The 26,208-nt window shown below is 71.2% G+C and carries 24 protein-coding genes and 3 pseudogenes; 10 read left to right on the top strand and 17 right to left on the bottom strand.

The window, feature by feature from the left end; genetic code table 11:
- The first annotated feature begins 132 nt into the window (after window positions 1–132).
- Both ABZ818_RS00735 and ABZ818_RS00740 read left to right on the top strand, forming a co-directional pair.
- Window positions 133–1,254 (top strand): PfkB family carbohydrate kinase, encoded by a 1,122-nt coding sequence (locus tag ABZ818_RS00735; RefSeq protein ID WP_361409572.1) that lies wholly within the window; start codon window positions 133–135, stop codon window positions 1,252–1,254.
- Window positions 1,255–1,677: 423 nt separating this feature from the next.
- Window positions 1,678–3,567: a glycoside hydrolase family 31 protein gene (locus ABZ818_RS00740; RefSeq protein WP_361409575.1), complete on the top strand. Its 1,890-nt coding sequence runs from the start codon at window positions 1,678–1,680 to the stop codon at window positions 3,565–3,567.
- Window positions 3,568–3,668: 101 nt separating this feature from the next.
- Here ABZ818_RS00740 and era read toward each other — a convergent pair whose 3' ends face one another.
- The 9 genes from era to ABZ818_RS00785 all read right to left on the bottom strand — a co-directional run bounded on the left by era (window position 3,669) and on the right by ABZ818_RS00785 (window position 11,351).
- A complete protein-coding gene (era, locus tag ABZ818_RS00745) occupies window positions 3,669–4,622 on the bottom strand; it encodes a GTPase Era (protein WP_361408645.1) in 954 nt (317 codons plus the stop codon).
- Window positions 4,623–4,726: 104 nt separating this feature from the next.
- On the bottom strand, window positions 4,727–5,089 hold the full coding sequence (locus ABZ818_RS00750; protein WP_361408648.1) for a cytidine deaminase: 363 nt from the start codon (window positions 5,087–5,089) through the stop codon (window positions 4,727–4,729).
- 66 nt (window positions 5,090–5,155) lie between these two features.
- Window positions 5,156–5,515 carry an MmcQ/YjbR family DNA-binding protein gene (locus tag ABZ818_RS00755; RefSeq protein WP_361408651.1) on the bottom strand — a complete coding sequence of 120 codons (360 nt, stop codon included), beginning with the start codon at window positions 5,513–5,515 and terminating at the stop codon, window positions 5,156–5,158.
- Window positions 5,512–6,822: a hemolysin family protein gene (locus ABZ818_RS00760; RefSeq protein ID WP_361408654.1), complete on the bottom strand. Its 1,311-nt coding sequence runs from the start codon at window positions 6,820–6,822 to the stop codon at window positions 5,512–5,514. The genes ABZ818_RS00755 and ABZ818_RS00760 overlap by 4 nt, the downstream gene beginning before the upstream one ends.
- 8 nt (window positions 6,823–6,830) lie before the next feature.
- Window positions 6,831–7,328, bottom strand: a complete 498-nt coding sequence (gene ybeY / locus ABZ818_RS00765) for an rRNA maturation RNase YbeY (protein WP_361408657.1) — start codon at window positions 7,326–7,328, stop codon at window positions 6,831–6,833.
- A gap of 12 nt (window positions 7,329–7,340) precedes the next feature.
- Window positions 7,341–8,432, bottom strand: a complete 1,092-nt coding sequence (locus tag ABZ818_RS00770) for a PhoH family protein (protein ID WP_361408660.1) — start codon at window positions 8,430–8,432, stop codon at window positions 7,341–7,343.
- Between the two features lie 144 nt (window positions 8,433–8,576).
- Entirely contained in the window at window positions 8,577–9,941 is a 1,365-nt protein-coding gene (locus ABZ818_RS00775; RefSeq protein ID WP_361408663.1) for a GH1 family beta-glucosidase, read from the bottom strand.
- A gap of 46 nt (window positions 9,942–9,987) precedes the next feature.
- Complete coding sequence (locus ABZ818_RS00780; protein ID WP_361408666.1) at window positions 9,988–10,254, bottom strand: protealysin inhibitor emfourin; 267 nt, start codon at window positions 10,252–10,254, stop codon at window positions 9,988–9,990.
- A 20-nt stretch (window positions 10,255–10,274) separates the two neighbouring features.
- Complete coding sequence (locus tag ABZ818_RS00785) at window positions 10,275–11,351, bottom strand: M4 family metallopeptidase (RefSeq protein WP_361408669.1); 1,077 nt, start codon at window positions 11,349–11,351, stop codon at window positions 10,275–10,277.
- Window positions 11,352–11,735: 384 nt separating this feature from the next.
- Here ABZ818_RS00785 and leuA point away from each other — a divergent pair, with 384 nt between their 5' ends.
- From leuA to ABZ818_RS00800, 3 genes are all read left to right on the top strand, one after another.
- Window positions 11,736–13,457 (top strand): 2-isopropylmalate synthase, encoded by a 1,722-nt coding sequence (leuA, locus tag ABZ818_RS00790; RefSeq protein WP_361408672.1) that lies wholly within the window; start codon window positions 11,736–11,738, stop codon window positions 13,455–13,457.
- A 195-nt stretch (window positions 13,458–13,652) separates the two neighbouring features.
- Window positions 13,653–14,351 carry a TerB family tellurite resistance protein gene (locus ABZ818_RS00795; protein WP_361408675.1) on the top strand — a complete coding sequence of 233 codons (699 nt, stop codon included), beginning with the start codon at window positions 13,653–13,655 and terminating at the stop codon, window positions 14,349–14,351.
- A gap of 73 nt (window positions 14,352–14,424) precedes the next feature.
- Window positions 14,425–14,889, top strand: a complete 465-nt coding sequence (locus tag ABZ818_RS00800; RefSeq protein ID WP_361408678.1) for a protein phosphatase — start codon at window positions 14,425–14,427, stop codon at window positions 14,887–14,889.
- A gap of 59 nt (window positions 14,890–14,948) precedes the next feature.
- Here ABZ818_RS00800 and bla read toward each other — a convergent pair whose 3' ends face one another.
- Entirely contained in the window at window positions 14,949–16,022 is a 1,074-nt protein-coding gene (bla, locus tag ABZ818_RS00805) for a class A beta-lactamase (RefSeq protein ID WP_361408681.1), read from the bottom strand.
- Here bla and recO point away from each other — a divergent pair.
- Window positions 16,021–16,767 (top strand): DNA repair protein RecO, encoded by a 747-nt coding sequence (recO, locus tag ABZ818_RS00810; protein ID WP_361408684.1) that lies wholly within the window; start codon window positions 16,021–16,023, stop codon window positions 16,765–16,767. The two genes, bla and recO, sit on opposite strands and share 2 nt — an antisense overlap.
- 55 nt (window positions 16,768–16,822) lie before the next feature.
- Window positions 16,823–17,656 (top strand): isoprenyl transferase, encoded by an 834-nt coding sequence (locus ABZ818_RS00815; protein WP_361408687.1) that lies wholly within the window; start codon window positions 16,823–16,825, stop codon window positions 17,654–17,656.
- Window positions 17,657–17,765: 109 nt separating this feature from the next.
- Here ABZ818_RS00815 and ABZ818_RS00820 read toward each other — a convergent pair whose 3' ends face one another.
- Genes ABZ818_RS00820 through ABZ818_RS00835 form a run of 4 tightly spaced genes read right to left on the bottom strand, consistent with a single transcriptional unit; the run spans window position 17,766 to window position 20,899 of the window.
- Window positions 17,766–18,176 carry a transcriptional repressor gene (locus ABZ818_RS00820; protein WP_361408690.1) on the bottom strand — a complete coding sequence of 137 codons (411 nt, stop codon included), beginning with the start codon at window positions 18,174–18,176 and terminating at the stop codon, window positions 17,766–17,768.
- Between the two features lie 58 nt (window positions 18,177–18,234).
- Entirely contained in the window at window positions 18,235–19,137 is a 903-nt protein-coding gene (locus ABZ818_RS00825) for a metal ABC transporter permease (protein WP_361408692.1), read from the bottom strand.
- On the bottom strand, window positions 19,137–19,922 hold the full coding sequence (locus tag ABZ818_RS00830; protein ID WP_361408695.1) for a metal ABC transporter ATP-binding protein: 786 nt from the start codon (window positions 19,920–19,922) through the stop codon (window positions 19,137–19,139). The genes ABZ818_RS00825 and ABZ818_RS00830 overlap by 1 nt, the downstream gene beginning before the upstream one ends.
- Before the next feature lie 17 nt (window positions 19,923–19,939).
- The gene (locus tag ABZ818_RS00835; RefSeq protein WP_361408698.1) at window positions 19,940–20,899 is read right to left on the bottom strand and encodes a metal ABC transporter substrate-binding protein; all 960 of its coding nucleotides are present in this window, start codon (window positions 20,897–20,899) and stop codon (window positions 19,940–19,942) included.
- Between the two features lie 173 nt (window positions 20,900–21,072).
- Here ABZ818_RS00835 and ABZ818_RS00840 point away from each other — a divergent pair, with 173 nt between their 5' ends.
- The gene (locus ABZ818_RS00840; RefSeq protein WP_361408701.1) at window positions 21,073–22,455 is read left to right on the top strand and encodes a glycine--tRNA ligase; all 1,383 of its coding nucleotides are present in this window, start codon (window positions 21,073–21,075) and stop codon (window positions 22,453–22,455) included.
- A gap of 77 nt (window positions 22,456–22,532) precedes the next feature.
- Here ABZ818_RS00840 and ABZ818_RS00845 read toward each other — a convergent pair.
- Window positions 22,533–22,757 (bottom strand): annotated as a pseudogene (locus tag ABZ818_RS00845) (chitinase); the annotation flags it as partial.
- A 3-nt stretch (window positions 22,758–22,760) separates the two neighbouring features.
- Here ABZ818_RS00845 and ABZ818_RS00850 point away from each other — a divergent pair.
- Window positions 22,761–23,324 (top strand): annotated as a pseudogene (locus ABZ818_RS00850) (aldo/keto reductase); the annotation flags it as partial.
- 26 nt (window positions 23,325–23,350) lie between these two features.
- Window positions 23,351–23,940, top strand: a pseudogene (locus ABZ818_RS00855) (TetR family transcriptional regulator).
- Window positions 23,941–23,957: 17 nt separating this feature from the next.
- Here the strand turns inward: ABZ818_RS00855 and ABZ818_RS00860 are convergent.
- Both ABZ818_RS00860 and ABZ818_RS00865 read right to left on the bottom strand, forming a co-directional pair.
- Window positions 23,958–24,380 (bottom strand): hypothetical protein, encoded by a 423-nt coding sequence (locus tag ABZ818_RS00860; RefSeq protein WP_361408704.1) that lies wholly within the window; start codon window positions 24,378–24,380, stop codon window positions 23,958–23,960.
- 317 nt (window positions 24,381–24,697) lie between these two features.
- Complete coding sequence (locus ABZ818_RS00865; protein ID WP_361408707.1) at window positions 24,698–26,143, bottom strand: MFS transporter; 1,446 nt, start codon at window positions 26,141–26,143, stop codon at window positions 24,698–24,700.
- Window positions 26,144–26,208: the final 65 nt, after the last annotated feature.

The following is a 26,208-nucleotide window of genomic DNA, read 5'->3' on the forward strand; positions in this document are numbered from 1 at the left end:
TCTGGTGCACACTGGCCGGACCAGCACCACGTCAGGGAGCGCACCGTGACCGCGTCCAACACGTCCGCCGGAGCGGGACCGGAGTACCCGGAGGACCGGGAAGACCTCGCGGACCGGGAGGACCGGGAGTACATCGTCGGGGCACCGCACGCCCACGCCGATGCCCAGGTCGACCCGCTGGCCGGGCTGCGCTCGGCGGACGATCCGCCCTGGGACGTGTACCTCACGGGCACCGTCTTCCTCGACATCATCTTCACCGGACTCGGCTCAGCCCCGGTGCGCGGGACCGAGTCCTGGGCGCGCGGGATGGGATCGAGCCCCGGCGGGGTGGCCAACATGGCGACCGCGCTGGCCCGGCTGGGACTGCGGACGTCCCTGGCGGCGGCCTTCGGCGACGACCACTACGGCGACTACTGCTGGGACGCGCTGGAACAGGGCGAGGGCATCGACCTGTCCCCGTCCGGCACCGTGCCCGGCTGGCACTCGCCGGTCACCGTCTCGATGGCGTACGAGGGCGAGCGCACCATGGTCTCGCACGGCCACGAGCCGCCCCCGGAGGCCGTGTTCCTCCAGGAGGGCGTCCCGGAGTGCCGGCCCCGCGCGCGTGCCGCCGTGGCCTCCCTGACGCCGGGCCGGCGCTCCCCGTGGATCGCCCAGGCCGCGGGTGAGGGCACGCGCATCTTCGGGGACGTCGGCTGGGACGACACCGGCGCCTGGGACCTGGCGGGCCTGTCCGACCTGGAGCACTGCGAGGCGTTCCTGCCCAACGCCGAGGAGGCGATGCGCTACACGGGCACCGACTGCCCGCGCGCCGCCGCGCACGCGCTCACCGCGTTCGTCCCGCTCGCGGTGGTCACCCTCGGCTCGGAGGGCGCCTACGCGGTCGACCGGCGCACGGGGGAGAGCGCCGAGGTGCCCGCCATCGCGGTGGAGGCGCTGGACCCGACCGGCGCGGGCGACGTCTTCGTGGCCGGCTTCGTCACCGGCACCCTGGCCGGCTGGCCGCTGGCCGACCGCCTCGCCTTCGCCGGCCTCACCGCCGCCCTGTCCGTGCAGGAGTTCGGCGGCTCCCTGTCGGCCCCCGGCTGGTCCGAGATCGCCGCCTGGTGGCGCCGGGTCCAGTCGGTCGAGGGCCAGGACCCGGCGGCCCTGCGGCGGTACGCGTTCCTGGAGCACCTGGTTCCGGAGGCGAGCGTCGAGCCGTGGCCGCGGCGCCGGGCCGTGCCGACCATCGGGTTCCGCCGGCCGGCGTGACCGGTGCCGCGCGGCCCGCGACCGCGCGCCGGGCCGCCCGCTACGGCGGGTTCCGCTGATTCGGCGGATTCGGCGGTTTCCGACACGACGTCAAGGCCGGGAACGTCGTTGACAGGTGGCGTCCGCCGTCCGATCATCGGCGCGACCGAGCACGATGAGGCAAGCAGCCTCCGGCCTCCTGACTCCCTCCGTCGAAGGACACGCGTCGTGCGCAGACCATCACGCAGACCCGGAGTGCTCCTCGCCGTGTCCGGCCTCGTCCTTGCGCTGCCCGTCGCGTTGACCACGCCGGAACCGGCCGAGGCGCGACCGCGGACCGGGGCCGCTCCCGACGGCCAAGCGCCCCGGTTCACCGACTCCGAGGGTCAACTCACCCTGACCGTATCGGCGGGCCGCAACACCCCCGGTTACGCATTACGGGTGATGAAGGATCAACTCTCCTTGACGACGAGCCGTTCGGGCGGCACGGTTCTGGCCACCGCGGGCGGCGACACCGGCGCCCTGCGCTTCCAGACCGCCGGCAGATGGCAGCACGCCACCCGAGTCACCGACTGGACCTGGCGGAACGGCACGCTCACCCTCACCGCCGCCACGACGACGCCCGGTGCCACCGTACGGGCCCGGGTCACCCCGTCCACCGACCGCTACCGGCTCGACTGGCAGGTCGTGGGAACCGCCCCCGAACGCCTCGGCCTCGCCTACGACCTGCCGTCCGCCGGCCACTGGTACGGCCACGGCGAGACCCGGACCCCGCACGGCGGCCCCGCCACCGACCAGCCCTGGCCGCTCGACAGCGGGCAGGTCGCCGACCCGGCCTTCGGGCCCGCCTCCTACTACATGGTCGACCCGTTCTGGTACACGTCCTCGGCGGCCGGACTGCACGTGGACACCGGGCACGTCATGAACGTGGCGGTCAACCAGGACGAGGACGGGCTCGGCCGCTTCGACATCGAGTCCGCCGACCCCTACCGGGCCACGGTCTTCGTCGAGTCCACGCCGCTGGAGGTCTACCGCGACTACGTAGGCGTCGTGGGCAAGCCGGACAAGAGCGACGCCACCCAGCGGCAGTACGCCGAGCCGGTGTGGAACTCCTGGGCGCAGTTCTACACCCACGTCGACCAGGCCAAGCTCGTCGGCTACGCCCAGGACCTGCACGACCACGGAATCACCGGGCACACGCTCCAGCTCGACGACAAGTGGGAGTCCGACTACGGGAACATGACCTTCGACGCGAAGGCCTACCCGGACCCCGGGGCGATGTCCCGCCGGATCCACGACCTCGGCTTCGACTTCGGCCTCTGGGTGACGCTGTGGATCAACCTGGACTCCGACCAGTACCGGTACGCCGCCGACCACGGCTATCTGCTCGGCGCCGCCACCGATCCCGCCGAGCCGTGCCGGGTCACCTGGTGGAACGGCACCGCCGGCATCGTCGACCTCGCCAACCCGAAGGCCAGGGCCTGGTACGCGGGCCGGCTGCGCGGCCTGATGAGCACCTACGGCGTCGACGGGCTGAAGTTCGACACCCGCTTCTTCGACGAGCGGTGCGTTCCCCGCGCGGGCTACGAACCCACCGACTACCAGCGCCTGGGCGCTCAACTCGCCGACGAGTTCGACCTCCAGGGCGTCGGCATCCGCGTCCACTGGGACACCACCGCCCACCGGGCCGGGTTCGTCACCCGCCAGCTGGACAAGGGCACCGGCTGGGACTCCCTGCGGGCCGCCGTCACGCAGAACCTCGCCATCTCCACCATCGGCTACCCGTTCGTCACCACCGACATGATCGGCGGCTCCAGCGGTCAGCCCGCCCCCACCCAGCAGGTCCTGGTCCGCTGGGCCCAGGCCGCGTCGCTGATGCCGCTCATGTACTCCTCCACGTCCCCCGTGGACACCGTCGACGTGACGACCGGCGGGAAGGTGGTGTACGACGCGCGGACCGCCGCCCTCTACCGCGAGGCCATCGCCCGCCACGGCCGCCTCGCCCCCTACATCCGCGACCAGGTCCGGCACACGCTGCGCACCGGCGACCCGATCATGCGCCCGCTCTTCTTCGACTTCCCGCACGACGAGCAGGCGTACACGATCAGCGACGCGTGGATGCTGGGTCCCGCGATCCTGGCGGCCCCCCAACTGGCCGACGCGCCCGCCCGCTCCGTCCACCTTCCCCCGGGCACCTGGTACGACGTCATCCACGGCCGCACCCTGCAAGGCCCCCGGACCATCCCGGCCTACACGACCCCGCTGAACGCCACCCCGGTCTTCGTCAACCTGAACGCAAAGGAAGCGAAGAAGGCCGTAGAGGCCCTGCGCTGACACCCACCGAGACGGGTGGGAAAGCGGGGGCGCGGGGGGCGGAGTTCCTTGGCGGGGTCCGGGGCGGAGCCCCAGGGAGGGAGCCCCAAGTCACCGGGCTCTCAGAAGCCGAGGCGGCGGAGCTGCTTGGGGTCGCGCTGCCAGTCCTTGGCGACCTTCACATGAAGGTCGAGGAACACCGGCGTCCCCAGGAGCGCCTCGATGTGCTTGCGGGACTTGATCCCGACCTCCTTCAGCCGCTTGCCCTTGGGCCCGATGATGATGCCCTTCTGGCTCGGCCGCTCGATGAACACGTTGGCGTGGATGTCGAGCAGCGGCTTGTCCGCCGGCCGATCCTCGCGGGGCAGCATCTCCTCCACCACCACCGCGATGGAGTGGGGCAGTTCGTCCCGCACACCCTCCAGCGCCGCCTCCCGGATCAGCTCGGCGACCATCACCTGCTCGGGCTCGTCCGTGAGGTCGCCCTCGGGGTAGAGCGCGGGACCCTCGGGCAGCAGCGGGACCAGCAGATCGGCCAGCAGGTCCACCTGCTTGTTCGCCGTCGCCGACACCGGCACGATCTCGGCCCAGGCGATCCCCAGCTCCTCGCCCAGCCGGTCGATCGCGATCAACTGCTCGGCGAGCGTCTTGGAGTCCACCAGGTCCGTCTTCGTGACGATCGCGACCTTGGGCGTCTTCCTGATCGCGGCCAGTTCCTTCGCGATGAACCGGTCACCGGGACCGATCTTCTCGTCGGCCGGCAGGCAGAAGCCGATCACGTCGACCTCGGCCCAGGTGGTCCGTACGACGTCGTTCAGTCGTTCCCCCAGCAGCGTGCGCGGCTTGTGCAGCCCCGGAGTGTCCACCAGGATCAGCTGCGCGTCCGGGCGGTGGACGATGCCCCGCACGGTGTGCCGCGTCGTCTGCGGCCGGTTCGAGGTGATCGCCACCTTCTGCCCGACCAGAGCGTTCGTGAGGGTGGACTTGCCCGCGTTGGGACGGCCCACGAAGCAGGCGAAGCCCGCCCGGTGGGCAGCCTCGACGGACTGCTCGGATGACTGGGTGTGAACGCTCATGGCGCCCATTGTCCCTGATCCACGAACACCGGCTGCACACGGACGGGCGAGCGCGGCTCCGGCGGGCCCAGAGGCGTACGCGACGCCTGTCGGCGCAGCGGGCCTCAGCCGTCCTCGCCCGCCGGCAGGGTGAGCCGCACGGTGCCGTCCGGACCGGCCAGGAGGACCGGGGTGCCGGCGCCGCCCAGGTCCCGTACGGCGGCCCGGTCCTCCGGGGCGATCTCGTCCGCCTCGCTGACCACCGCCGCCGCCTCCAGGGACGTCGCCCCGGACGCCACGGCCATCGCCACCGCCGTCCGGAGGGCGCTCAGCTTCAGTGAGGCGAGGTGCACCGACCCGGCGACGTACGTACGCCCCGTCTCGTCCCGTACGGCCGCGCCCTCCGGCACACCGTTGCGGGCCCGGGCCGAACGGGCCAGGGTGACGATCTTGAGGTCCTCGGGATCAAGCGCGTTGGTCTCGGTCATGCCCCGAGCATAAGAGCCGCCCCGGCGGCCGCCGAGATCACCCCGGCGACCGCGGAGTCCGGGTGCTCAGGCCCGGTCGAGACGGAGCCGGTCCGCGCGCGGCAGCCCCGCCACGACCAGGTCGTAGGAGTCCTCGACGAGCTCGCGGACCAGGCGGTCCGGGAGCCCGGCGCCGACCGTGACGGTGTTCCAGTGGCGCTTGTGCATGTGCCAGCCGGGGACGATCAGGCCCTCGTACTCGGCGCGCAGCCGGATCGCGTCCTCCGGGTCGCACTTGAGGTTGACCTTCAGCGGCCGGGAGGCCAGGGCCGACAGCGCGAACAGCTTGCCCTGGACCTTGAAGACCGAGGTCTCCGGGTTGAAGGGGAAGTCCTCCACCACCGCGTTGAACGACAGGCAGAAGGAACGCAGCTCCTCCGGGCTCATTCCGGCTTCCCCTCCCCGTCCCCGGTGGGCGCCACCGGGCCCACCGGCTCCGCGAGCACGGTCACGATCTTGTTCCGGCGGCCGGCCGCGGCCTCCGCGGTCAGCCGCAGCTCCCGGCCGTCGGGCAGCTCCACGACCGACGACGCGCCCGCGATGGGAACCCGGCCCAGGGCCTTGGCGAGCAGCCCGCCGACCGTCTCCACGTCCTCGTCGTCGTACTCCTCCAGGCCGTACAGCTCGCCCAGGTCCGTGATGTCCAGGCGCGCGGTGACGCGGTAGCGGTCGTCGCCGAGCGGCTCCACCGGCGGCAGCTCGCGGTCGTACTCGTCGGTGATCTCGCCGACGATCTCCTCGAGGATGTCCTCGATGGTGACGATGCCGGCCGTGCCGCCGTACTCGTCGATGACGACGGCGACGTGGTTGCGTTCCTTCTGCATCTCGCGCAGCAGGTCGTCGGCGTTCTTCGTGTCCGGCACGAAGACGGCCGGACGCATGGCCGTCGACACCAGTTCGCTCTCGGCGTCCCGGTTGATGTGCGTCTTGCGGGCCAGGTCCTTCAGATAGACGATCCCGACGATGTCGTCCTCGTTCTCGCCGGTGACCGGGATCCGCGAGAAGCCGGAACGCAGCGCCAGCGTGAGGGCCTGGCGGATGGTCTTGTACCGCTCGATCACCACCAGGTCGGTGCGCGGCACCATGACCTCGCGCACGAGGGTGTCGCCCAACTGGAAGACCGAGTGCACCATGCGCCGCTCCTCGTCCTCGATGAGCGACTCCTGCTCGGCCAGGTCGACCAGGGCGCGCAGCTCAGCCTCGGAGGCGAACGGGCCGCGCCGGAACCCCTTGCCGGGGGTCAGCGCGTTGCCGATGAGGATCAGCAGCGACGGGATCGGGCCCAGCACCCGCGCGAGCGGCACCAGCACGTACGCCGCGACGGTCGCCGTGTTCAGCGGGTGCTGGCGGCCGATGGTGCGCGGGGAGACCCCGACGGCCACGTACGAGACGAGCACCATGACCGCGATGGCGACGACCAGCGCCTGGGCCGTGCCGGAGAACGCCTCCAGACACGCATAGGTGACCAGGGCCGCCGCCGCCATCTCGCAGGTCACGCGGACCAGCAGCGCCAGGTTGAGGTAGCGGGTCGGGTCGGCGGCGACCTGGGCCAGCTTGGCGCTGCCGCGGCGGCCCGACTTCACGGCCTCCTCGGCACGGAAGCTGGACACCCGTGCGAGGCCCGCCTCCGCGCAGGCGGCGAGCCAGGCGACGACGACGAGCGCGATCGCGCCGACGACGATCTGAGGGCTCATGGGCGGGCTTACGAGACGGTGGGCGCCGGGGACGGGCCGCGCAGGCCCCGGTCCGCGCGCCAGCCGTCCACGATCGCTGCCTGCAGACCGAACATCTCGGCCTTCTCGTCCGGCTCCTCGTGGTCGTAGCCGAGCAGGTGCAGCACGCCGTGGACGGTGAGCAGCTGGAGCTCCTCGTCCATCGAGTGCTGCGTCGGAGCCTCGGCACCCTGCTTCGCGGCGACCTCGGGACAGAGCACGATGTCGCCGAGGAGGCCCTGCGGTGGCTCGTCGTCGTCCTTCGACGGCGGGCGCAGCTCGTCCATCGGGAAGGACATGACATCCGTGGGCCCCGGCAGGTCCATCCACTGGACGTGCAGCTGCTCCATGGCGTCGGCGTCCACGACGATCACCGAGAGCTCGGAGAGCGGGTGGATGCGCATGCGGGTGAGTGCGTAGCGGGCGATGTCGAGGATCGCCCGCTCGTCGACCTCGGTTCCCGACTCGTTGTTGACGTCGATCGACATGGTGGTGCTGGTCTACTTCCCCTTGTGCCCGTGTCCGTGCGCGTGCCCGGCCCTGCCGTGGCCGCCGGTCCTCGGCGTGCCGTTCTCGGTGCCGTTCTTGCTGTCGTACTTCTCGTACGCGTCGACGATACGGCCCACGAGCTTGTGCCGTACGACGTCGTGCGACGACAGCCGGGAGAAGTGGACGTCCTCGACGCCCTCCAGGATCTCCTGCACCTGCCGCAGCCCGGACTTCGTGCCGTTGGGCAGGTCCACCTGGGTGACGTCGCCCGTGATGACGATCTTCGAGTCGAAGCCGAGCCGGGTGAGGAACATCTTCATCTGCTCGGGGCTGGTGTTCTGGGCCTCGTCCAGGATGATGAAGGCGTCGTTCAGGGTGCGGCCACGCATGTAGGCGAGCGGCGCGACCTCGATCGTCCCCGCCGCCATCAGACGCGGGATGGAGTCGGGGTCGAGCATGTCGTGCAGCGCGTCGTACAGCGGGCGCAGGTACGGGTCGATCTTCTCGTAGAGCGTGCCGGGCAGGAAGCCCAGACGCTCGCCGGCCTCGACCGCCGGGCGGGTCAGGATGATGCGGTTGACCTGCTTGGACTGCAGGGCCTGCACCGCCTTGGCCATGGCCAGGTAGGTCTTTCCGGTGCCGGCGGGGCCGATGCCGAAGACGACCGTGTGCTTGTCGATCGCGTCGACGTACCGCTTCTGGTTGAGCGTCTTGGGGCGGATCGTGCGGCCACGCGAGGACAGGATGTTCTGCGTCAGGACCTCGGCGGGGGTCTCGTGGCCGTCGCTCTCGCCGTTCTCGCTCGCCTTGAGCATGGCGATGGAGCGTTCCACTGCGTCCTCCGTCATCGGCTGCCCGGTGCGGAGCACCAGCATCATCTCGTCGAACACGCGCTGGACCAGGGCGACGTCCGCCGGGTCGCCGACCGCGCTGATCTCATTGCCCCGGACATGTATGTCGGCCCCCGGGAAGGCCTTCTCGATCACGCGCAGGAGAGAGTCGCCGGACCCCAGCACGGTCACCATGGGGTGCTGGGCGGGGACGGTGAACTGTGCTCTGGCCTGCCCCTGCGCGGGGGTCTTGGCTGCGGGTGTCTGAGTCATGGGCCGGCGCTGAAGGCCTGCGGTTCCTCCTCGTCACGGCCGCACAAGTATGGGCGGCCTCGCGCTTCCAGGGTACGACGGGGGAGTGACAACGCCGTAGGGCTTTTCGGCGGCCTCCGTGACCCCGGTGACCCCTGAGCGGGATCAGTCCGGCACGGGGGACGCGCCGGCCGCCGTCCCGGCCCCCCGCTGGGCCCGCAGCAGGTCCCGGAACCAGCGGTAGGACGCCTTCGGGGTGCGCTCCAGGGTCTCGTAGTCGACGTGCACCAGGCCGAACCGGCGGGCGAGGCCTTCCGCCCACTCCCAGTTGTCCAGCAGCGACCACACGAAGTAGCCGCGCACGTCCACGCCCGCCTCCAGGGCCCGGTGCAGGGCGCGGATGTGGCCGTCCAGGTAGGCGATGCGGTCCTGGTCGTCGAGGCCCTCGTAGGAGCACCCGTTCTCGGTGATGACGACGGGCGGGAGCCGGTCGCCGTAGCGGTCGCGGAAGCCGGTCAGCATCTCGGTCAGCCCCTCCGGGACCACGGGCCAGCCGAAGTCCGTGACCGGGCGGTCCTCGATCTCCCGTACCGAGAAGGGCAGTTCGGCGGGCAGGGTGAGACCGCCGAACTCGATCTCCTCGCCGCGCGGAGCGCCCACCCGGGTCGGGGCGTAGTAGTTGACTCCGTACCAGTCCAGGGGCTCCGCGATGACCTTCAGATCCGAGTCGACGTCCTCGGGGGCACCCGGCATCAGCTCGCCCAGCCCCTCGGGGTACCGGCCGAGCAGCAGCGGGTCGGCGAACAGCCGGTGCAGCAGCAGGTCGTAGAAGCCGGCCGCCTCGATGTCCGCCTGCTCCCCGGACGCCGGCCAGACGGGACTGTGCGAGTTGGCGATGCCGATGTCCGCGGCCCCGGCCGCGCGCAGCGCCCGGACCGCCAGGCCGTGGGCGAGCAGTTGGTGGTGGGCGGCCGGGAGCGCGTCGAACCGCAGCCGCCTCCCCGGTGCGTGCACGCCGAGGGCATGGCCGAGCAGGGTGTGCTCGGCGGGCTCGTTGAGCGTGATCCACTTCGTCACGCGGTCGCCCAGGCGCTCGGCGACCACCGACACGTGGTCGGCGAACCGCGCGGCCGTGTCCCGCTCCAGCCAGTCCAGCCGGGCCGGCAGGTCCCAGTGGAAGAGGGTCGGGACCGGGCGGACGCCGGCCGCGCACAGCTCGTCGACCAGGCGGTCGTAGAAGTCCAGGCCGCCGGGGGCGTTCACCCGGGGCCAGGAGACGGAGAAGCGGTACGCGTCCACGCCGAGGCCGGCCAGCAGCGCCACGTCCTCGCGGTGGCGGTGGTAGTGGTCGCAGGCCACCGCGGCCGTCGAGCCGTCCTTGACCCGCCCCGGCTCGGCCGAGAACGTGTCCCACACGGACGGCTCGCGCCGGTCGGCCGCCCCCTCGATCTGGTGGGCCGAGGTCGACACGCCCCACAGGAAGCCGGCCGGGAACCGGGGTATCGCGTTCGTCGCCATGGGCGGGATCATCCTTACCGCTGGTAACGGAAGTCAACGCCCGGGCGGCAAAAGGACCTCACGCCCCCTCCTTGAGCACGCGGGAGATGAGCTCGCGCTGCTCCCCGGTCAGCCGGGGATCGGCCGCGTACACCGTCCGGCCGTCCACGGTGATCTCGTAGCTGAAGCCGTCGGGCACCCCGGCCGGCGGCGCGGCCTTGCCTGCGGCCAGCGCCCGCTCGGCCAGGTCCCGCCACTGCGGGGCGTCGGGCCGCCCCGAGACGTCCACCTCGGCGCGGCGCTCGATGCCCGCGAACCCTCCTGTGCGCCTCACTCGAATCCGCATGGTCCGTGTCTAGTACGGAACTACAGCGTCCGCACCCCCACCTGTTCCCAGGCCTTCCGTACGGCCTCGAGTTCGCCGCCGTCGGTGCCGTACCGCTCCCGCGCGGCCCGCACGGTGAGCGTGGCGAAGTCCGTGAACTGCGCGTCCTCGTGCAGCTCGCCGCCGGTCAGCACGTCGTACCAGAGCTGCCCCGCCTTCTCCCAGGCGCGGCCGCCGAGCGCGATGGCGACCAGGTAGAAGGCGTGGTTGGGGATGCCGGAGTTGATGTGCACGCCGCCGTTGTCGCTGCCGGTGTGGACGTAGTGGTCCATGTCGGCGGGCTGCGGGTCCTTGCCGAGCACGTCGTCGTCGTACGCCGTGCCGGGCGCCTTCATGGAGCGCAGCGCGGTGCCGCTCACGCCCGGGGCCAGCAGCCCGGCGCCGATCAGCCAGTCGGCCTCGGTGGCGGTCTGGCCGAGCGTGTACTGCTTGATCAGCGAGCCGAAGACGTCGGAGAGCGACTCGTTGAGCGCGCCGGACTGTCCGAAGTAGGCCAGGTTGGCGGTGTGCTGGGTGACGCCGTGGGTCAGCTCGTGACCGATGACGTCGACCGGGATGGTGAAGTCCAGGAAGATCTCGCCGTCGCCGTCGCCGAACACCATCTGCTCGCCGTTCCAGAAGGCGTTGTTGTAGTTCTCGTCGTAGTGCACGGTGGCGTCCAGCGGCAGGCCGCTGCCGTCGATCGAGTCGCGCCGGTAGGCCGTGAGGTACAGCTCGAAGGTGGCGCCGAGACCGGCGTAGGCGCGGTTGACCGTGGCGTCCCCGCCGGGCTCCTCGCCCTCGCCGCGCACCTTCCTCCCGGGCAGGTCGGTGCCGTGCCGGGCGTCGTAGACGGTGCGGTGCGGCTGCCCGTCCCGCTTGCCCGAGGGTGCGGCGACGGCGGACGCGCCGATGACGGTGGTCAGCCGCCGCCGGGTGCGCTCGAAGGCGTCGCGCTCCAGGGTCCGGCGGGCGGGTCCGGAGAGCGCGGGGTCGTCGCTGCGGGCGATGCGGTCGAGGACGTGGGGCGGCACGATGGTGCAGAAGACGGGCTCGAAGCCCCCGTTGGTCGTCGTCATACCCGGCACACTTGCACTGTGTGGTCGCGCTGTCACCACCCGCAACCATGATTGGTGAAATATCGGGGCAAGGGGTCCGCTCTTCCGTCACGCAGTGATAGGTGCCGGTGGCGGAGCGGTAGAGGGCCGGGGGGTGGCGTCGGTGACATCGCGCACGTTTTGCCCTGTTTGCCCCTTCGGTTTCGCATACTGGGACGGGCCCGCGCATCCGTCGCGGCTCGGCTAGGCTGCGCAGCATCATGCGTTTCGGGCTGCTTCTCCTTAGCTGCCGCGGCGAGGGCCTGTAGTCGAGGCCGACCCCCTCCCCGCGGAGTTCGGCGTTGCGCCGTCGGCCGTTCTCCGGCACCCGCGGACCCGCGGACTTTTCGAGGAGCCCACGCAAACATGGTCAACCGCCAGCAGCCCAGTTCCATGCCGATCAACAAGTACGGCCGCTACGAGCAGGTCGACATCCCCGACCGCACCTGGCCCGGCCGGCGGATCACCGCCGCCCCCCGCTGGCTCTCCACCGACCTGCGCGACGGCAACCAGGCCCTGATCGACCCGATGTCGCCCGAGCGCAAGCGCCGGATGTTCGACCAGCTGGTCAAGATGGGCTACAAGGAGATCGAGGTCGGCTTCCCGGCCTCGGGCCAGACCGACTTCGACTTCGTGCGCTCGATCATCGAGGAGGAGGGCGCGATCCCCGAGGACGTCACGATCTCCGTACTGACCCAGGCCCGTGAGGACCTGATCGAGCGGACCGTGGAGTCCCTGAAGGGCGCCCGGCGCGCCACCGTCCACCTCTACAACGCCACCGCCCCGGTCTTCCGCCGGGTCGTCTTCCGCGGCTCCAGGGACGACATCAAGCAGATCGCCGTCGACGGCACTCGCCTGGTGATGGAGTACGCCGAGAAACTGCTGGGCCCCGAAACGGAGTTCGGCTACCAGTACAGCCCGGAGATCTTCACCGACACCGAGCTGGACTTCGCCCTGGAGGTCTGCGAGGCGGTGATGGACGTGTACCAGCCGGGCCCGGGCCGCGAGATCATCCTCAACCTGCCCGCCACGGTGGAGCGTTCGACGCCGTCGACGCACGCGGACCGCTTCGAGTGGATGCACCGCAACCTGTCCCGCCGCGAGTACGTCTGCCTGTCCGTCCACCCGCACAACGACCGCGGTACGGCCGTCGCCGCCGCCGAGCTGGCGCTGATGGCCGGCGCCGACCGCGTCGAGGGCTGCCTGTTCGGGCAGGGCGAGCGCACCGGCAACGTCGACCTGGTCACCCTGGGCATGAACCTGTTCTCGCAGGGCGTCGACCCGCAGATCGACTTCTCCGACATCGACGAGATCCGCCGTACGTGGGAGTACTGCAACCAGATGGAGGTCCACCCGCGCCACCCGTACGTGGGCGACCTGGTCTACACGTCCTTCTCCGGCTCCCACCAGGACGCCATCAAGAAGGGCTTCGACGCCATGGAGGCCGACGCGAAGGCCAAGGGCGTCACGGTCGACGACATCGAGTGGGCGGTGCCGTACCTGCCCATCGACCCCAAGGACGTCGGCCGCTCCTACGAGGCCGTCATCCGCGTCAACTCGCAGTCCGGCAAGGGCGGTGTCGCCTACGTCCTGAAGAACGACCACAAGCTGGACCTGCCGCGCCGGATGCAGATCGAGTTCTCGAAGATCATCCAGGCGAAGACGGACGCCGAGGGCGGCGAGGTCACGCCGAAGGAGATCTGGGCGGCCTTCCAGGACGAGTACCTGCCGATCCCGGAGAACCCCTGGGGCCGCATCCAGGTCAGGACCGGCCAGTCGACGACGGACACCGACGGGGTCGACACCCTCACCGTCGAGGCCACCGTCGACGGCGAGGACACCGTCCTGACCGGCTCCGGCAACGGTCCGATCTCGGCCTTCTTCGACGCCCTGCACTCCATCGGCGTCGACGTACGCCTGCTGGACTACCAGGAGCACACGATGAGCGAGGGCGCCTCCGCCCAGGCCGCCTCGTACATCGAGTGCGCGATCGACGACAAGGTCCTGTGGGGGATCGGCATCGATGCGAACACGACACGTGCGTCGCTGAAGGCGGTCGTCTCGGCCGTCAACCGCGCGGCGCGCTGATCGCTCTGACCGGCGCTTTCGGGGCCCCGGCCGCCTGCTGAGGCGGTCGGGGCCCCGTCGTGTGCCCGGCGAGTATCGGCCAGTCTGCGGCGCAGGTCACGGAAAGGTCTCCTCCGGGGTGCTGACTACACCTCGACAATGTGGCTAACATCACGCCAGTGCGGCGATGTTGCCGTGCCGTTACGGAGGTGGGACGTGCTGCCAGTACGGGGACAAAACGGCCGTGTCACCAGGCTTGCCCGACTGCTGGGCACCCGTACCGCGTGGACGCCGGTCGGCGACGGAGAGTTCTTCTGCCCCGGCTGCGGCGGGGACCGCAACTACCAGCGGCTGAGCGGGCGTCGGCGCTTCACCGTCCTGGGCGTACCGCTGCTGCCGCGCGGGACGACCGGGCCGGTCGTCGAGTGCGCCGCCTGCGGCGGCCACTTCGGCACGGACGTCCTGGACCATCCGACGACCACTCGCTTCTCCGCGATGCTCCGCGACGCCGTGCACACCGTCGCCCTGGCGGTGCTGTCCGCGGGCGGAACCGGCTCCCGTACGGCCCTGGAGACCGCCGCGGCCACCGTCCGCGCGGCCGGCCTGGCCGACTGCACCGAGGAGCAACTGGCCGCTCTGGTCGAGGCGTTGGCCGCGGACACCGGTCGCGCCTACGAAGATCAGCCGTGCGGTGCGGGTCTGGCCATAGAGCTGCACGAGGCCCTCGATCCGCTCGCCCCGCACCTGGCCCCCGCGGGCCGGGAGTCGATGCTCCTCCAGGCCGCCCGCATCGCTCTGGCCGACGGCCCCTACACCCCCGCCGAACACGACACCCTCAGCACCGTCGGCGCGGCCCTGACCATCTGCACCAACGACGTGACCCGCCTCCTGACGGAGGCCCGCACACCGTCGTGAGGCGGCCCTCGCCGTGTTCGCCGTGTACGGTCGTCGCGCCGCTGGAGACGGGCCGGAAGGGGGACGCGGCGCCATGAACGAGGAGCACACCACCGGAGACGAGAAGCCGTGGGACGAGCGGACCCCGGGCGTCCTGCGGCTGCCGTCCGGACGGCTGGTGCGGGGCAGAGGCCTGCGCCGCACCCTCGACCCGTCGGCGCAGGCCCCGTCGTACGGCGTCTACCTCCTCGGCGAGCAGCCGCCCGCGACTCCCTGGGCGTCCCGCTGGCTGCGCTGGCCGGACTTCCGCCTCCCGGCGGACCGTGAGGCGGCCCGCACGGTGCTCACCGACGCCTGGACCCGTGCCGCCACCGAACGCGTCGAACTCGCCTGCGCCGGCGGCCGCGGCCGCACCGGCACGGCCCTGGCCTGCCTGGCGGTCCTCGACGGCGTACCGGCTGGCGAGGCCGTCGCCTACGTCAGAACCCACTACGACCGGCACGCGGTGGAGACACCGTGGCAGAAGCGGTACGTACGGCACTTCACACCACTGCGGTGACCGGCGATGCGGCTGCCGCCGTCGCCCGCAGCCGCGGCGAAGTGCCCTGAGCGCCGCGCCTATCCCAGTCCCTCCGCCGCCGCGGCGGCGGCGCGGGCCACGAGGGCGTCGTCGTACGGGGCGTCCTGGGCCGGTTTGGTCGACAGCACGGCCAGGACCACGGGGGAACCGGACCCGGTCCACGCGACGCCCACGTCGTTGGTGGTGCCGTGGGCACCGGAGCCCGTCTTGTCCGCGACCGTCCAGGTCGGTGGCAGGCCCGCGCGGAAGCGGTTCGCGCTGGTGGTGTTGTTCAGCAGCCAGTGCGTCAGCAGCCGGCGGTCGTGACGGTTCAGCGCGTCCCCGAGGACGAGACGGGCGTAGGTGCGGCCGATCGCGCGCGGGCTCGTGGTGTCCGTGAGCCGCCAGGGCTCGGCGGTGTTGAGGTCCGGCTCCCAGCGGTCCAGGCGGGTCACCGGGTCGCCGAGCGTACGGGCGAAGCGGGTGATGGCCGCAGGGCCGCCGAGCTCGCGCAGGAGCAGGTTGCCGGCGGTGTTGTCGCTGAAGCGGATGGCGACGTCGGCGAGTTCGGCGATGGTCATGCCCGTGGCCAGGTGCGCACGGGTCTGGTCGGAGCCTTCCGGCACCAGGTCGGCCTCGGTGTAGTGGACGCGGCGCGAGAGGACCTCGCCGTGGCGGTCCAGGTCCCGCAGGACCGCTGCCGCCGCCAGGGTCTTGAACACCGAGCACATCGGGAAGCGTTCGTCGGCGCGGTACCGGACGGTCCGGCCGGTGGCGGGGTCGTGGGCGAACACGCCCAGCCGGGCGCCGTGCCTCTGCTCCAGGGCGCGCAGGCGCGCGGTGGTGTCGTCGTCCGGCAGGGCGTGCGCGGGCGTGGCCGTGGCGGCCGTCGTCGCCGCGGCGAGAGCGGCGGCGGTGGTCAGTAAGGCACGTCGGGTCGGGGCGGACTTCCTCGGGGCTCGGATGACGCTCTCCTCCGGTCGGTGCGGACGGAACGATCGGGCGGTGCGGACAGGACGATCTCCACAGTGACCGACGCCGCCGGGGGTATCGCGGTTGCGCCGCGCCGGGAGCCGGACCGGGGTGCGGGCGCGGCCACGCCCGCGTCCGCCGTAAGCGACAATGGACTCCATGAGTCTGTTCCGCGACGACGGCATCGTGCTGCGCACCCAGAAGCTGGGTGAGGCGGACCGGATCATCACGTTGCTCACCCGCGGACACGGGCGGGTGCGGGCCGTGGCGCGGGGGGTGCGGCGGACGAAGTCGAAGTTCGGGGCCAGGCTCGAACCGTTCTCGCACGTGGACGTGCAGTTCTTCGCTCGGGGCAGTGAGCTGGTGGGGCGGGGGCTGCCGCTGTGCACGCAGAGCGAGACCATCGCCCCCTACGGCGGCGGGATCGTGACCGACTACGCCCGCTACACCGCCGGGACGGCCATGCTGGAGACCGCCGAGCGGTTCACCGACCACGAGGGCGAGCCGGCCGTTCAGCAGTACCTGCTGCTGGTGGGCGCCCTGCGCACCCTCGCCCGGGGCGAGCACGCCCCGCACCTCGTGCTCGACGCCTTCCTGCTGCGGTCGCTGGCCGTCAACGGCTATGCGCCCAGCTTCGGCGACTGCGCCCGGTGCGGGATGCCCGGCCCGAACCGTTTCTTCTCGGTGGGCTCCGGTGGCTCGGTCTGCGCCGACTGCCGGGTGCCCGGCAGCGTCGTACCCTCGCCGCAGACGCTCGTGCTGCTCGGCGCGCTGCTCACGGGGGACTGGGCGACCGCGGACGCGTGCGAGCCGCGGTACGCCAGGGAAGGCAGCGGGCTGGTCTCCGCCTACCTGCACTGGCACCTGGAGCGCGGGCTGCGCTCACTTCGGTACGTGGAAAAGTAGTACGCCCACCAAGTAGTACGTCAGTACGTACGAAAGCAAGGGAGACGAGAAGCACATGGCCGTACGCGGGATCCTGGGGCGCCGGCGCCCGGAGTACAGGGCGCCCGAGCCGCATCCGTCCGGCGCCCGCGCGCCGAAGCTCCCCGGAGAACTGGTCCCCGAGCATGTGGCGATCGTCATGGACGGGAACGGGCGCTGGGCGAAGGAGCGCGGGCTGCCCCGCACCGAGGGGCACAAGGTCGGTGCCGAGCGGGTGCTGGACGTGTTGCAGGGCGCGATCGAGATCGGCGTCGGCAACATCTCCCTGTACGCCTTCTCCACCGAGAACTGGAAGCGCTCGCCCGACGAGGTGCGCTTCCTGATGAACTTCAACCGCGACTTCATCCGCAAGACCCGCGACCAGCTCGACGAGCTCGGCATCCGGGTGCGCTGGGTGGGCCGTATGCCCAAGCTGTGGAAGTCGGTCGCCAAGGAACTCCAGGTCGCCCAGGAGCAGACCAAGGACAACGACCGGCTCACGCTGTACTTCTGCATGAACTACGGCGGCCGGGCCGAACTCGCGGACGCGGCCAAGGCGCTCGCGGAGGACGTCAGGGCGGGCCGGCTCGACCCGGCCAAGGTCACCGAGAAGACCATCCAGAAGTACCTGTACTACCCGGACATGCCGGACGTCGACCTGTTCCTGCGCCCGAGCGGGGAGCAGCGTACGTCCAACTACCTGCTCTGGCAGAGCGCGTACGCGGAGATGGTCTTCCAGGACGTCCTGTGGCCCGACTTCGACCGCCGCGACCTGTGGCGGGCCTGCATCGAGTTCGCCTCCCGCGACCGCCGCTTCGGCGGCGCCATCCCGAACGAGGCCCTCCTCGCCATGGAGGGCGACGGCGAGTAGAACGAGCCTGTCCGGCGATGTGAGGACGAGGCCGTTCAGGCCGAAAGCGGGGGTCTGGGGGCGGCAGCCCCCAGGGCCGGCCACCCCAGACCACCCGCACAGAACAGGCTCAACCTGCGGAGCACTCCGCGCAGGTGCCGAAGATCTCCACCGTGTGGGCGACGTTGACGTAGCCGTGTTCCGCGGCGACCGCCTCCGCCCACTTCTCCACCATCGGCCCCTCCACCTCGACCGCCTTGCCGCAGACGCGGCAGACGAGGTGGTGGTGGTGTTCGCCGGTGGAGCAGCGGCGGTAGACCGACTCGCCGTCGGAGGTGCGCAGGACGTCGACCTCGCCCGCGTCGGCGAGGGACTGAAGGGTGCGGTAGACCGTCGTCAGGCCCACCGAGTCGCCCCTGTGCTTGAGCATGTCGTGGAGTTCCTGCGCGCTGCGGAACTCGTCGACCTCGTCGAGGGCCGCCGCGACAGCGGCACGCTGCCGGGTGGCGCGGCCCTTCACGGGCGGTCCAGCGGTGGTCACCGGTCGGCCTCCTCACGTCTCGCCTGCGGGCCATTGTGCCAGCACGGGCCGTGCGCGGTCAGGCGCCGGCCCCGTCGCCGGCGGCCCGGGTGGCCGGAATCGCGCACTCCACGGGGTCCCCGGCGGGCCGCGCGGCGGCGAGTGCCCGCGCGCGTCGCCGGGCCAGCGGCGTGACCAGTACGGTGAGCGCGATGAACGCGGCGATGGTGAGCAGCACGATCGTCGCGCCGGGCGGCACGTCCTGGTAGTACGACGTGACCGTGCCGCCGATCGTCACGCTCACCCCGATGGCGACGGCGATCGCGAAGGTCGCGGCGAAGCTGCGGCTGAGCTGCTGGGCCGCGGCCACCGGGACCACCATCAGCGCGCTGACCAGCAGCAGCCCGACCACGCGCATCGCGACCGTCACCGTCACCGCCGCCGTGACCGCCGTCAGCAGGTTCAGGGCGCGCACCGGCAGCCCGGTCACCCGGGCGAACTCCTCGTCCTGGCTGACCGCGAACAACTGGCGGCGCAGGCCCAGGGTGACCAGGACGACGAAGGCGGCCAGCAGGCAGATCGCCGTGACGTCGGACTGCGAGACCGTGGAGAGCGAGCCGAACAGGTACGACGTCAGGTTCGCGTTGGAGCCGCCGGGGGCGAGGTTGATGAACATGACGCCGCCCGCCATGCCGCCGTAGAAGAGCATCGCCAGGGCGATGTCGCCGCGGGTGCGGCCGTACCAGCGGATCAGCTCCATGAGGACCGCGCCCAGGACGGAGACGGCCGTCGCCATCCACACCGGGGAGGTGGACAGCAGGAAGCCCAGGCCGACGCCGGTCATGGCCACGTGGCCGATGCCGTCGCCCATCAGGGCCTGGCGGCGCTGGACGAGGTAGATGCCGACGGCGGGGGCGGTGATGCCGACCAGGACGGCGGCGAGCAGGGCCCGCTGCATGAAGGCGTAGTTCAACAGGTCCATCAGCTCAGCAGTCCCGTGCGGATCGGATCGGCGCCCGAGGCGTCGTGCGGGTGTACGTGGTCGTGGCCGGGCAGGGCGTGCTGGCCCACGGCCTTCGGGGGCGGCCCGTCGTGCAGGACGCAGCCGTCGCGCAGCACCACCGCCCGGTCGATCAGGGGCTCCAGGGGGCCCAGCTCGTGCAGCACGAGCAGCACCGTCGCCCCGGCCGCGACCTGCTCCCTCAGCGTGCTCGCCAGCACCTCCTGGCTGGCCAGGTCGACGCCGGCCATCGGCTCGTCCATGATCAGCAGCTCGGGTGCGGCGGCGAGGGCGCGGGCGATCAGCACGCGCTGGTGCTGACCGCCGGAGAGGGCGTTCACCGAGTCCTTCGCGCGGTCCGCCATGCCGACCAGTTCCAGGGCGTGCCGCACGGCCGCGTGGTCGGCCTTGCGGAAGACCCCGAAGCGGGTGCGGGAGAGCCGGCCCGAGGAGACGATCTCGGTGACGGTCGCCGGGACGCCGCCCGCGGCGGTCGTGCGCTGCGGTACGTAGCCGACGCGCGCCCAGTCGCGGAAGCGGCGGTGCGGGGTGCCGAAGAGTTCGATCTCACCGTCGCTCACCGGCACCTGGCCGATGACGCTGCGCACGGCCGTCGACTTGCCGGAGCCGTTGGCGCCGAGCAGCGCGACGACCTCGCCCCGGCGCACGGTGAGGTCGATGCCGCGCAGGACGGGGCGCGCGCCCAGGTCGGCGCGCACGCCGCGCAGGGATATGACGGGTTCGGCGGGTTCGCTCCTGACGTCCATGACGCCCTCCGTCGTGCTCACTTGGCGCCCAAAGCCTTCTGCAGCGCCTTGAGGTTGGCGTCCATGACCTGGAAGTAGTCGCTGCCCCGGGACTTGTCGGTGATGCCCTCGAGGGGGTCGAGGACGTCGGTCTTCAGATGTGCGTCCTTGGCGAGGGTCTTCGCGGTCTTGTCGCTGACCAGCGTCTCGTAGAAGACGGTCGTGACCCCGTCGGCCTTCGCCGTCTCCTGGAGGTCCTTCACCCGGGCCGCGCTGGGCTCGGACTCCGGGTCGAGGCCGTTGATGGCCTCCTGGGTCAGGCCGTAGCGCTCGGCGAGGTAGCCGAAGGCGGCGTGGGTGGTGATGAAGACCTTGCTCTTGGCGTCCTTCAGCCCGGTCTCGTACCGGGTGTTGAGCTCGCCGAGCTCCTTGACCAGGGCCGCGGTGTTCTTGCGGTAGTCGGCCGCGTGGTCCGGGTCGCCCTTCTCGAAGGCCTTGCCGACGCCCTCGGCGATCTGCGCGTAGCGGACCGGGTCGAGCCAGACGTGCGGGTCCTTGCCGCCGTGCTCCTCGTCGTGGTGGGCGTCGTGCTCGTCGGCGTGGCCGCCGACGTCGGTGCCGTGCTCCTCCAGCGTGGTCAGGGACGCGGCGTCGACCTTCGTCCCGATCCCGGACTGGGCGACGGCCTCGTCGACGTTGGGCTGGAGGCCCTTGAGGTAGAGCACCGCGTCGGACTTCTCGAGCTGCACGGTCTGCTGGGCGCTGATCTCCAGTTCGTGCGGCTCCTGGCCGGGCTGGGTGAGACTGGTGACGTGCACGTGGCTCCCGCCGATCCGCTCGGCGAGGAAGGCCATCGGGTAGAAGGACGCGACGACGTCGTACTTCCCGCTGCTGTCGCCGGCCGCGCCGGCGGAGGAGCAGGCGGAGAGCGCTCCGAGGCCGAGAGCGGTGACCGTCAGGGCCGTGGAACCGGATATGAGGCGTCGCCGTACGTTCATGACAGTCATTTTCAACGAAGATGGAAACCGTTGTCAACAAGTCACGTCACAAGCCCGAAAAGGGCCCTTACCCGGCACCGATTTGGTCGAGGGGGAGCCACCGCCGGTACCCTGAAGCATTCGCTCGTGAAGCGTCTCGCTTCGTCGCCCGTCGTCGTAATGAAGAGAGCACCGTGGCCGCCGACAAGATCGACACCATCGTCAGCCTGAGCAAGCGCCGTGGCTTCGTATTCCCCTGCAGTGAGATCTACGGCGGCCAGCGTGCCGCCTGGGACTACGGGCCTCTGGGTGTCGAGCTCAAGGAGAACCTCAAGCGCCAGTGGTGGCGCTACATGGTGACGTCCCGCGAGGACGTGGTCGGCATCGACTCGTCCGTGATCCTGGCGCCCGAGGTCTGGGTCGCCTCCGGTCACGTCGCCACTTTCACGGACCCGCTGACGGAGTGCACCGCCTGCCACAAGCGGTTCCGCGCCGACCACCTGGAAGAGGCCTACGAGGAGAAGAAGGGCCGCGCCCCGGAGAACGGCCTCGCGGACATCAACTGCCCCAACTGCGGCAACAAGGGTCAGTTCACCGAGCCCAAGCAGTTCTCGGGCCTGCTCTCCACCCACCTCGGCCCCACCCAGGACTCCGGCTCCGTCGCCTACCTGCGTCCGGAGACCGCCCAGGGCATCTTCACCAACTTCGCCCAGGTGCAGACCACCTCGCGCCGCAAGCCGCCGTTCGGCATCGCCCAGATGGGCAAGTCGTTCCGCAACGAGATCACGCCGGGCAACTTCATCTTCCGCACCCGCGAGTTCGAGCAGATGGAGATGGAGTTCTTCGTCAAGCCGGGCGAGGACGAGAAGTGGCAGGAGTACTGGATGGAGCAGCGCTGGAACTGGTACACGGGCCTGGGTCTCCGTGAGGAGAACATGCGCTGGTACGAGCACCCGAAGGAGAAGCTCTCCCACTACTCCAAGCGCACCGCCGACATCGAGTACCGCTTCCAGTTCGGCGGCAGCGAGTGGGGCGAGCTGGAGGGTGTCGCCAACCGCACCGACTACGACCTCTCCTCCCACGCCAAGTCCTCCGGCCAGGACCTCTCCTACTTCGACCAGGAGGCCGGCGAGCGCTGGACGCCGTACGTCATCGAGCCGGCGGCCGGTGTCGGCCGGGCGATGCTCGCCTTCCTGCTCGACGCCTACGTCGAGGACGAGGCGCCCAACGCCAAGGGCAAGATGGAGAAGCGCACGGTGCTGCGCCTGGACCACCGCCTGGCCCCGGTGAAGGTCGCGGTGCTGCCCCTGTCGCGCAACCCGGAGCTGTCGCCCAAGGCCAAGGGCCTGGCCCAGGCCCTGCGCCAGAACTGGAACATCGAGTTCGACGACGCCGGCGCCATCGGCCGCCGCTACCGCCGCCAGGACGAGATCGGCACGCCGTACTGCGTCACGGTCGACTTCGACACCCTCGAGGACAACGCGGTCACCGTCCGCGAGCGCGACACCATGAAGCAGGAGCGCGTCTCCCTCGACCAGATCGAGGGCTACCTGGCCAGCCGCCTCGTCGGCTGCTGACCCGGTAACCCGGCAGTCCCTCAGCGCCGGACGGCCGCCGAGACCTCACTCGGCGGCCGTCCGGCGTTCGCCGTTCCTCAACGGCCTTGCAGGGCCTTCACGTTGTCGCCGAAGGTCCAGTTCTTCGACCCGTCCCAGTTGATCGACCAGGTCATCAGGCCCTTCAGGCTCGTGCCGTAGTGGCGCCAGGCCTGGGAGACCAGCGCGGGCGCCATGTGGCCGCCGCCCGCGCCGGGCTGGGCGGGCAGGCCCGGGACCTGCTTGTCGTAGGAGACCTTGATCGTCGTGCCCTGGATCACCAGGTCGTCCGGCACATCGGCCTCAGCGAGGTCGGCGCCGACACGATCCGCCGGGCCGCCGCCACCGCGCCGATCTCGGACGTCCAGATCGAGTACTCGCTCGTCTCCCGTGGCGTCGAGGACCGGATCCTGCCCACCGTCCGCGAACTCGGCATCGCCATCACGGCGTACGGGGTGCTCTCGCGCGGTCTGATCTCCGGGCACTTCGCCCGCGACCGGAAGCTCGCCGCGAACGACTTCCGGGCCCATTCGCCCCGCTTCCAGGGCGAGAACCTCCAGCGCAACCTGGACCTCGTCGAGGCCCTGCGCAAGGTCGCCGAGGGCAAGGGCGTCACGGTCGCGCAGACCGCCATCGCCTGGGTGCTCTCCCAGGGGCCGCGGCACGACACGGTCGTCGTCCCTCTGATCGGCGCCCGCACCCGGGAGCGGCTGACGGAGGCACTGGGCGCCACGGCCGTCACGCTGGAGGAGGCCGACCTGGCGGCCATCGAGGAGGCCGTACCGGCGGACGCGGCCGCGGGCGCGCGCTACCCCGAGGCGCAGATGGCCCACCTGGACAGCGAGAGCTGACCCGGCCGCCGGGTACGGTCTAGGGCATGCCACCCACCATCGAGACCCTGACCGCCGAGCGCATCCTCGAGGCGACCGAGGAGGTGCTGCGCCGCCACAGCCGGCCAAGGCCACCGTGGTGGACGTGGCCCGTGCGCTCGGTGTCAGCCACGGCAGCGTCTACCGGCACTTCCGTACCAAGGCGGCGCTGCGCGAGGCCGTGACCAAGCGGTGGCTGGACCGCACGTCCGACGCCCTCGCCGGCATCGCCGCCGAGCACCGGGACCCGGAGGCGCGGCTGCGCGACTGGCTGCGGGGGCTGTTCGAGGCCAAGCGCCGCAAGGCGGGCGACGACCCCGAGCTGTTCGCCACGTACTCGGTGCTCACCGGGGAGAACGGCGTGGCGGTCGGCGAGCACATCGCCGACCTGACCGGCCAGTTGACCCGGATCGTCCGGGACGGCGTCGCGGCCGGTGCCTTCACGGCCGCCGACCCGGCCGTCGCGGCCCGGGCCCTGTTTCACGCCACCGGCCGCTTCCACGATCCGGGTCATGCCCGGGAGTGGAAGCGGCCGGCGGTCGAGGAGGAGTTCGAGGCGGTGCTCGAACTGGTGCTGGGCGGGCTACGAGCCCGTTAGCACCGTTGTCTCCCGGGTCAGGTCACGTCGACGGTGACCGACTCGGAGCGCGTGTCGCCGTGCACCACGCGCAGTTCCTGCTTGCCCTTGACCGCGAGCTTCGTCGACACCGTGAAGGTGTCGCCCTTCTTGACCGCGGTGGTCTCGCGCAGCGTGGTCCACTTGCCGTTGTTCAGGTGCTGGACGGTCAGCTTGGTGCCGGCCGCCAGGTGCGCGGTGCGCCCGGTGAGTGTCACGCTCTGCCCGGCCCTGATCGAGGAGTGGCTGGCCCTGGCCGTGATCGACGCGGCCGCCTCGGTCGGCATGGCCATGTGCGCGCGGGTGGGCTTCGGGCTGGGACTGGTCGCGGCGAAGGCTCCGGCAGAACCGGCCGACACCAGCGCGGCGGACAGGGCGCCCGCGGCGACTCCACAGGCACAGCGGCGGAGGGTGAGATTCATGGTGGTCTCCCGTTGGTGGTTCCCCCCTGTGTGACGCGTGCCCCGCAGGGGGCTCATCGCGCTCATCCAGATTTGCCTCTGATCGCTCGCGCGGCGACTCGGGAGGAGTAACGCGGGGCTGTGGGCGAGCGGCGCTTTGATGAGAATCCGCAGCTCAGCGGCCATGATCGCGCTTACTTCTTTCTTACCAAGCTCTCTGTGGCGCCCCGCTCCGGACCGGCTTTCACGCCCCGAAATTGCCCGTGCACGATGCGTGAGCAGTATCCGAGGCCCTTTTTGTCGCGTTCACCGGACTCCCTTTCGCGCGTCCTGGGAGCTCAGGCGCCGATGCCCGCCGCCTCCCGCACCTCGTGCTCCTGGAGCCGTTCGGCCGTGCGCTCGGCGGTCCCCCTGGCCCACCGGCCGCTGGTGACCGCGCCCAGTGCCAGCACCGCGGTGCCGCACACCACCAGCACCCACCATCCGGGCCGGGCCGCCGGGACGAACGCGTCCCGGTAGGGCGAGGAGCCGACGCCCGCGGCCAGCAGCGCGCCGACCACCGCGACCCCGAGGGTCTGCCCGAGCTGGCGGCTGGTGGAGGCGACCGCGGCAGCGACCCCGGCCTGGGCGCGCGGCATCCCGGAGACGGCCGTGTTGGTGATCGGCGCGTTGACGAAGCCGAAGCCGATGCCGAACAGGACGTACCCGATGACGAGCGTGACGTCGGAGGTCTCGGCCTCGAACGCGGCGAACAGCACCGAACTCGCCGTCATGGCCGTTCCGGCGATCAGCAGGGGCAGCCGCGGCCCCCGGGTGCCGACCAGCCGCCCGGACAGCGGCGCGCACAGGAAGGTCGGTGCCGCCATCGGCAGCATCCATAGACCGGCGTGCAGGGCGTCGAGGCCGCGCACGTTCTGCAGGTACAGCGTGGACAGGAACAGGAAGCCGCCGAGCGCCGCGAACGCGCTGATCGCGATGACGGTGGCCCCGCTGAACGGCGCCGAGCGGAAGAAGCGCAGGTCGATGAGGGGTTCGGTGCGGCGCGGCTCGTACCACAGCAGGCCGAGCAGGGCCGCGAGCGCGACGACGGCGAAGGGCAGGATCGTGGCGAGGCCGGAGACCGGGGCCTCGATGATCGCGTACGTCAGGGCGCCGAACAGGGCGATGACCAGGATCTGGCCGATCGGGTCGGGCCGGCGGGCCTTCGGCGCGCGGGACTCGGGGACGAAGCGCGCGGTGAGCACCAGCGCGGCCAGGGCCACCGGCAGGTTGACCCAGAAGATCGAGCGCCAGCCGACCGACTCCACCAGCAGGCCGCCGACGAGCGGGCCGGCGGCCATGGATATGCCGACCACCGCGCCCCAGGCCCCGATCGCGCGGGCGCGCTCGCGCGGGTCGGTGAAGGTGTTGGTGATGATCGACATGGCGACCGGGTTGAGCATCGAGCCGCCGACCGCCTGCACCATGCGGAACACGACCAGCAGTTCCAGGTCCGGCGCGAGGGAGCACAGCAGTGAGCCGATGCCGAAGACGACCAGGCCCGCCATGAACACGCGTTGGCGGCCGATCCGGTCGGCGGTGGAACCGGCGAGCATCAGCAGCGAAGCGAGCACCAGTGTGTACGCGTCGATCGTCCACTGGAGGCCTGAGGTGCTCGCGTGCAGCTCGCGTTGCATCGAGGGCAGAGCGACGTTCAGAACGGTGTTGTCGAGGCTCACGATCAGCAGGCTCATGCAGCAGATCGCGAGAACCAGGAGCCGTCGTCGGTGGCTGAGCTCGGGCATGCGTTCCATGGTACGGGATTTCAATAGTGCGGTTAACTAATGATTGCTCCATGGACCGCGCCGAT

The sequence above is a fragment of the Streptomyces sp. NPDC047453 genome (genome assembly GCF_040643155.1).
In the GTDB taxonomy this organism is placed as follows: domain Bacteria; phylum Actinomycetota; class Actinomycetes; order Streptomycetales; family Streptomycetaceae; genus Streptomyces.

Coding starts and splice junctions, on each gene's coding strand:
- ABZ818_RS00760 (WP_361408654.1), bottom strand. CDS start 6,822: ATGAGCCCTCAGATCGTCGTCGGCGCGATCGCGCTCGTCGTCGTCGCC.
- ybeY (WP_361408657.1), bottom strand. CDS start 7,328: ATGTCGATCGACGTCAACAACGAGTCGGGAACCGAGGTCGACGAGCGG.
- ABZ818_RS00740 (WP_361409575.1), top strand. CDS start 1,678: ATGAAGGATCAACTCTCCTTGACGACGAGCCGTTCGGGCGGCACGGTT.
- ABZ818_RS00780 (WP_361408666.1), bottom strand. CDS start 10,254: ATGCGGATTCGAGTGAGGCGCACAGGAGGGTTCGCGGGCATCGAGCGC.
- ABZ818_RS00835 (WP_361408698.1), bottom strand. CDS start 20,899: ATGAACGTACGGCGACGCCTCATATCCGGTTCCACGGCCCTGACGGTC.
- leuA (WP_361408672.1), top strand. CDS start 11,736: ATGGTCAACCGCCAGCAGCCCAGTTCCATGCCGATCAACAAGTACGGC.
- ABZ818_RS00830 (WP_361408695.1), bottom strand. CDS start 19,922: ATGGACGTCAGGAGCGAACCCGCCGAACCCGTCATATCCCTGCGCGGC.
- ABZ818_RS00825 (WP_361408692.1), bottom strand. CDS start 19,137: ATGGACCTGTTGAACTACGCCTTCATGCAGCGGGCCCTGCTCGCCGCC.
- ABZ818_RS00860 (WP_361408704.1), bottom strand. CDS start 24,380: ATGAATCTCACCCTCCGCCGCTGTGCCTGTGGAGTCGCCGCGGGCGCC.
- bla (WP_361408681.1), bottom strand. CDS start 16,022: ATGGAGTCCATTGTCGCTTACGGCGGACGCGGGCGTGGCCGCGCCCGC.
- era (WP_361408645.1), bottom strand. CDS start 4,622: ATGAGCGTTCACACCCAGTCATCCGAGCAGTCCGTCGAGGCTGCCCAC.
- ABZ818_RS00775 (WP_361408663.1), bottom strand. CDS start 9,941: ATGATCCCGCCCATGGCGACGAACGCGATACCCCGGTTCCCGGCCGGC.
- ABZ818_RS00865 (WP_361408707.1), bottom strand. CDS start 26,143: ATGCCCGAGCTCAGCCACCGACGACGGCTCCTGGTTCTCGCGATCTGC.
- ABZ818_RS00800 (WP_361408678.1), top strand. CDS start 14,425: ATGAACGAGGAGCACACCACCGGAGACGAGAAGCCGTGGGACGAGCGG.
- recO (WP_361408684.1), top strand. CDS start 16,021: ATGAGTCTGTTCCGCGACGACGGCATCGTGCTGCGCACCCAGAAGCTG.
- ABZ818_RS00815 (WP_361408687.1), top strand. CDS start 16,823: ATGGCCGTACGCGGGATCCTGGGGCGCCGGCGCCCGGAGTACAGGGCG.
- ABZ818_RS00770 (WP_361408660.1), bottom strand. CDS start 8,432: ATGACTCAGACACCCGCAGCCAAGACCCCCGCGCAGGGGCAGGCCAGA.
- ABZ818_RS00785 (WP_361408669.1), bottom strand. CDS start 11,351: ATGACGACGACCAACGGGGGCTTCGAGCCCGTCTTCTGCACCATCGTG.
- ABZ818_RS00750 (WP_361408648.1), bottom strand. CDS start 5,089: ATGACCGAGACCAACGCGCTTGATCCCGAGGACCTCAAGATCGTCACC.
- ABZ818_RS00755 (WP_361408651.1), bottom strand. CDS start 5,515: ATGAGCCCGGAGGAGCTGCGTTCCTTCTGCCTGTCGTTCAACGCGGTG.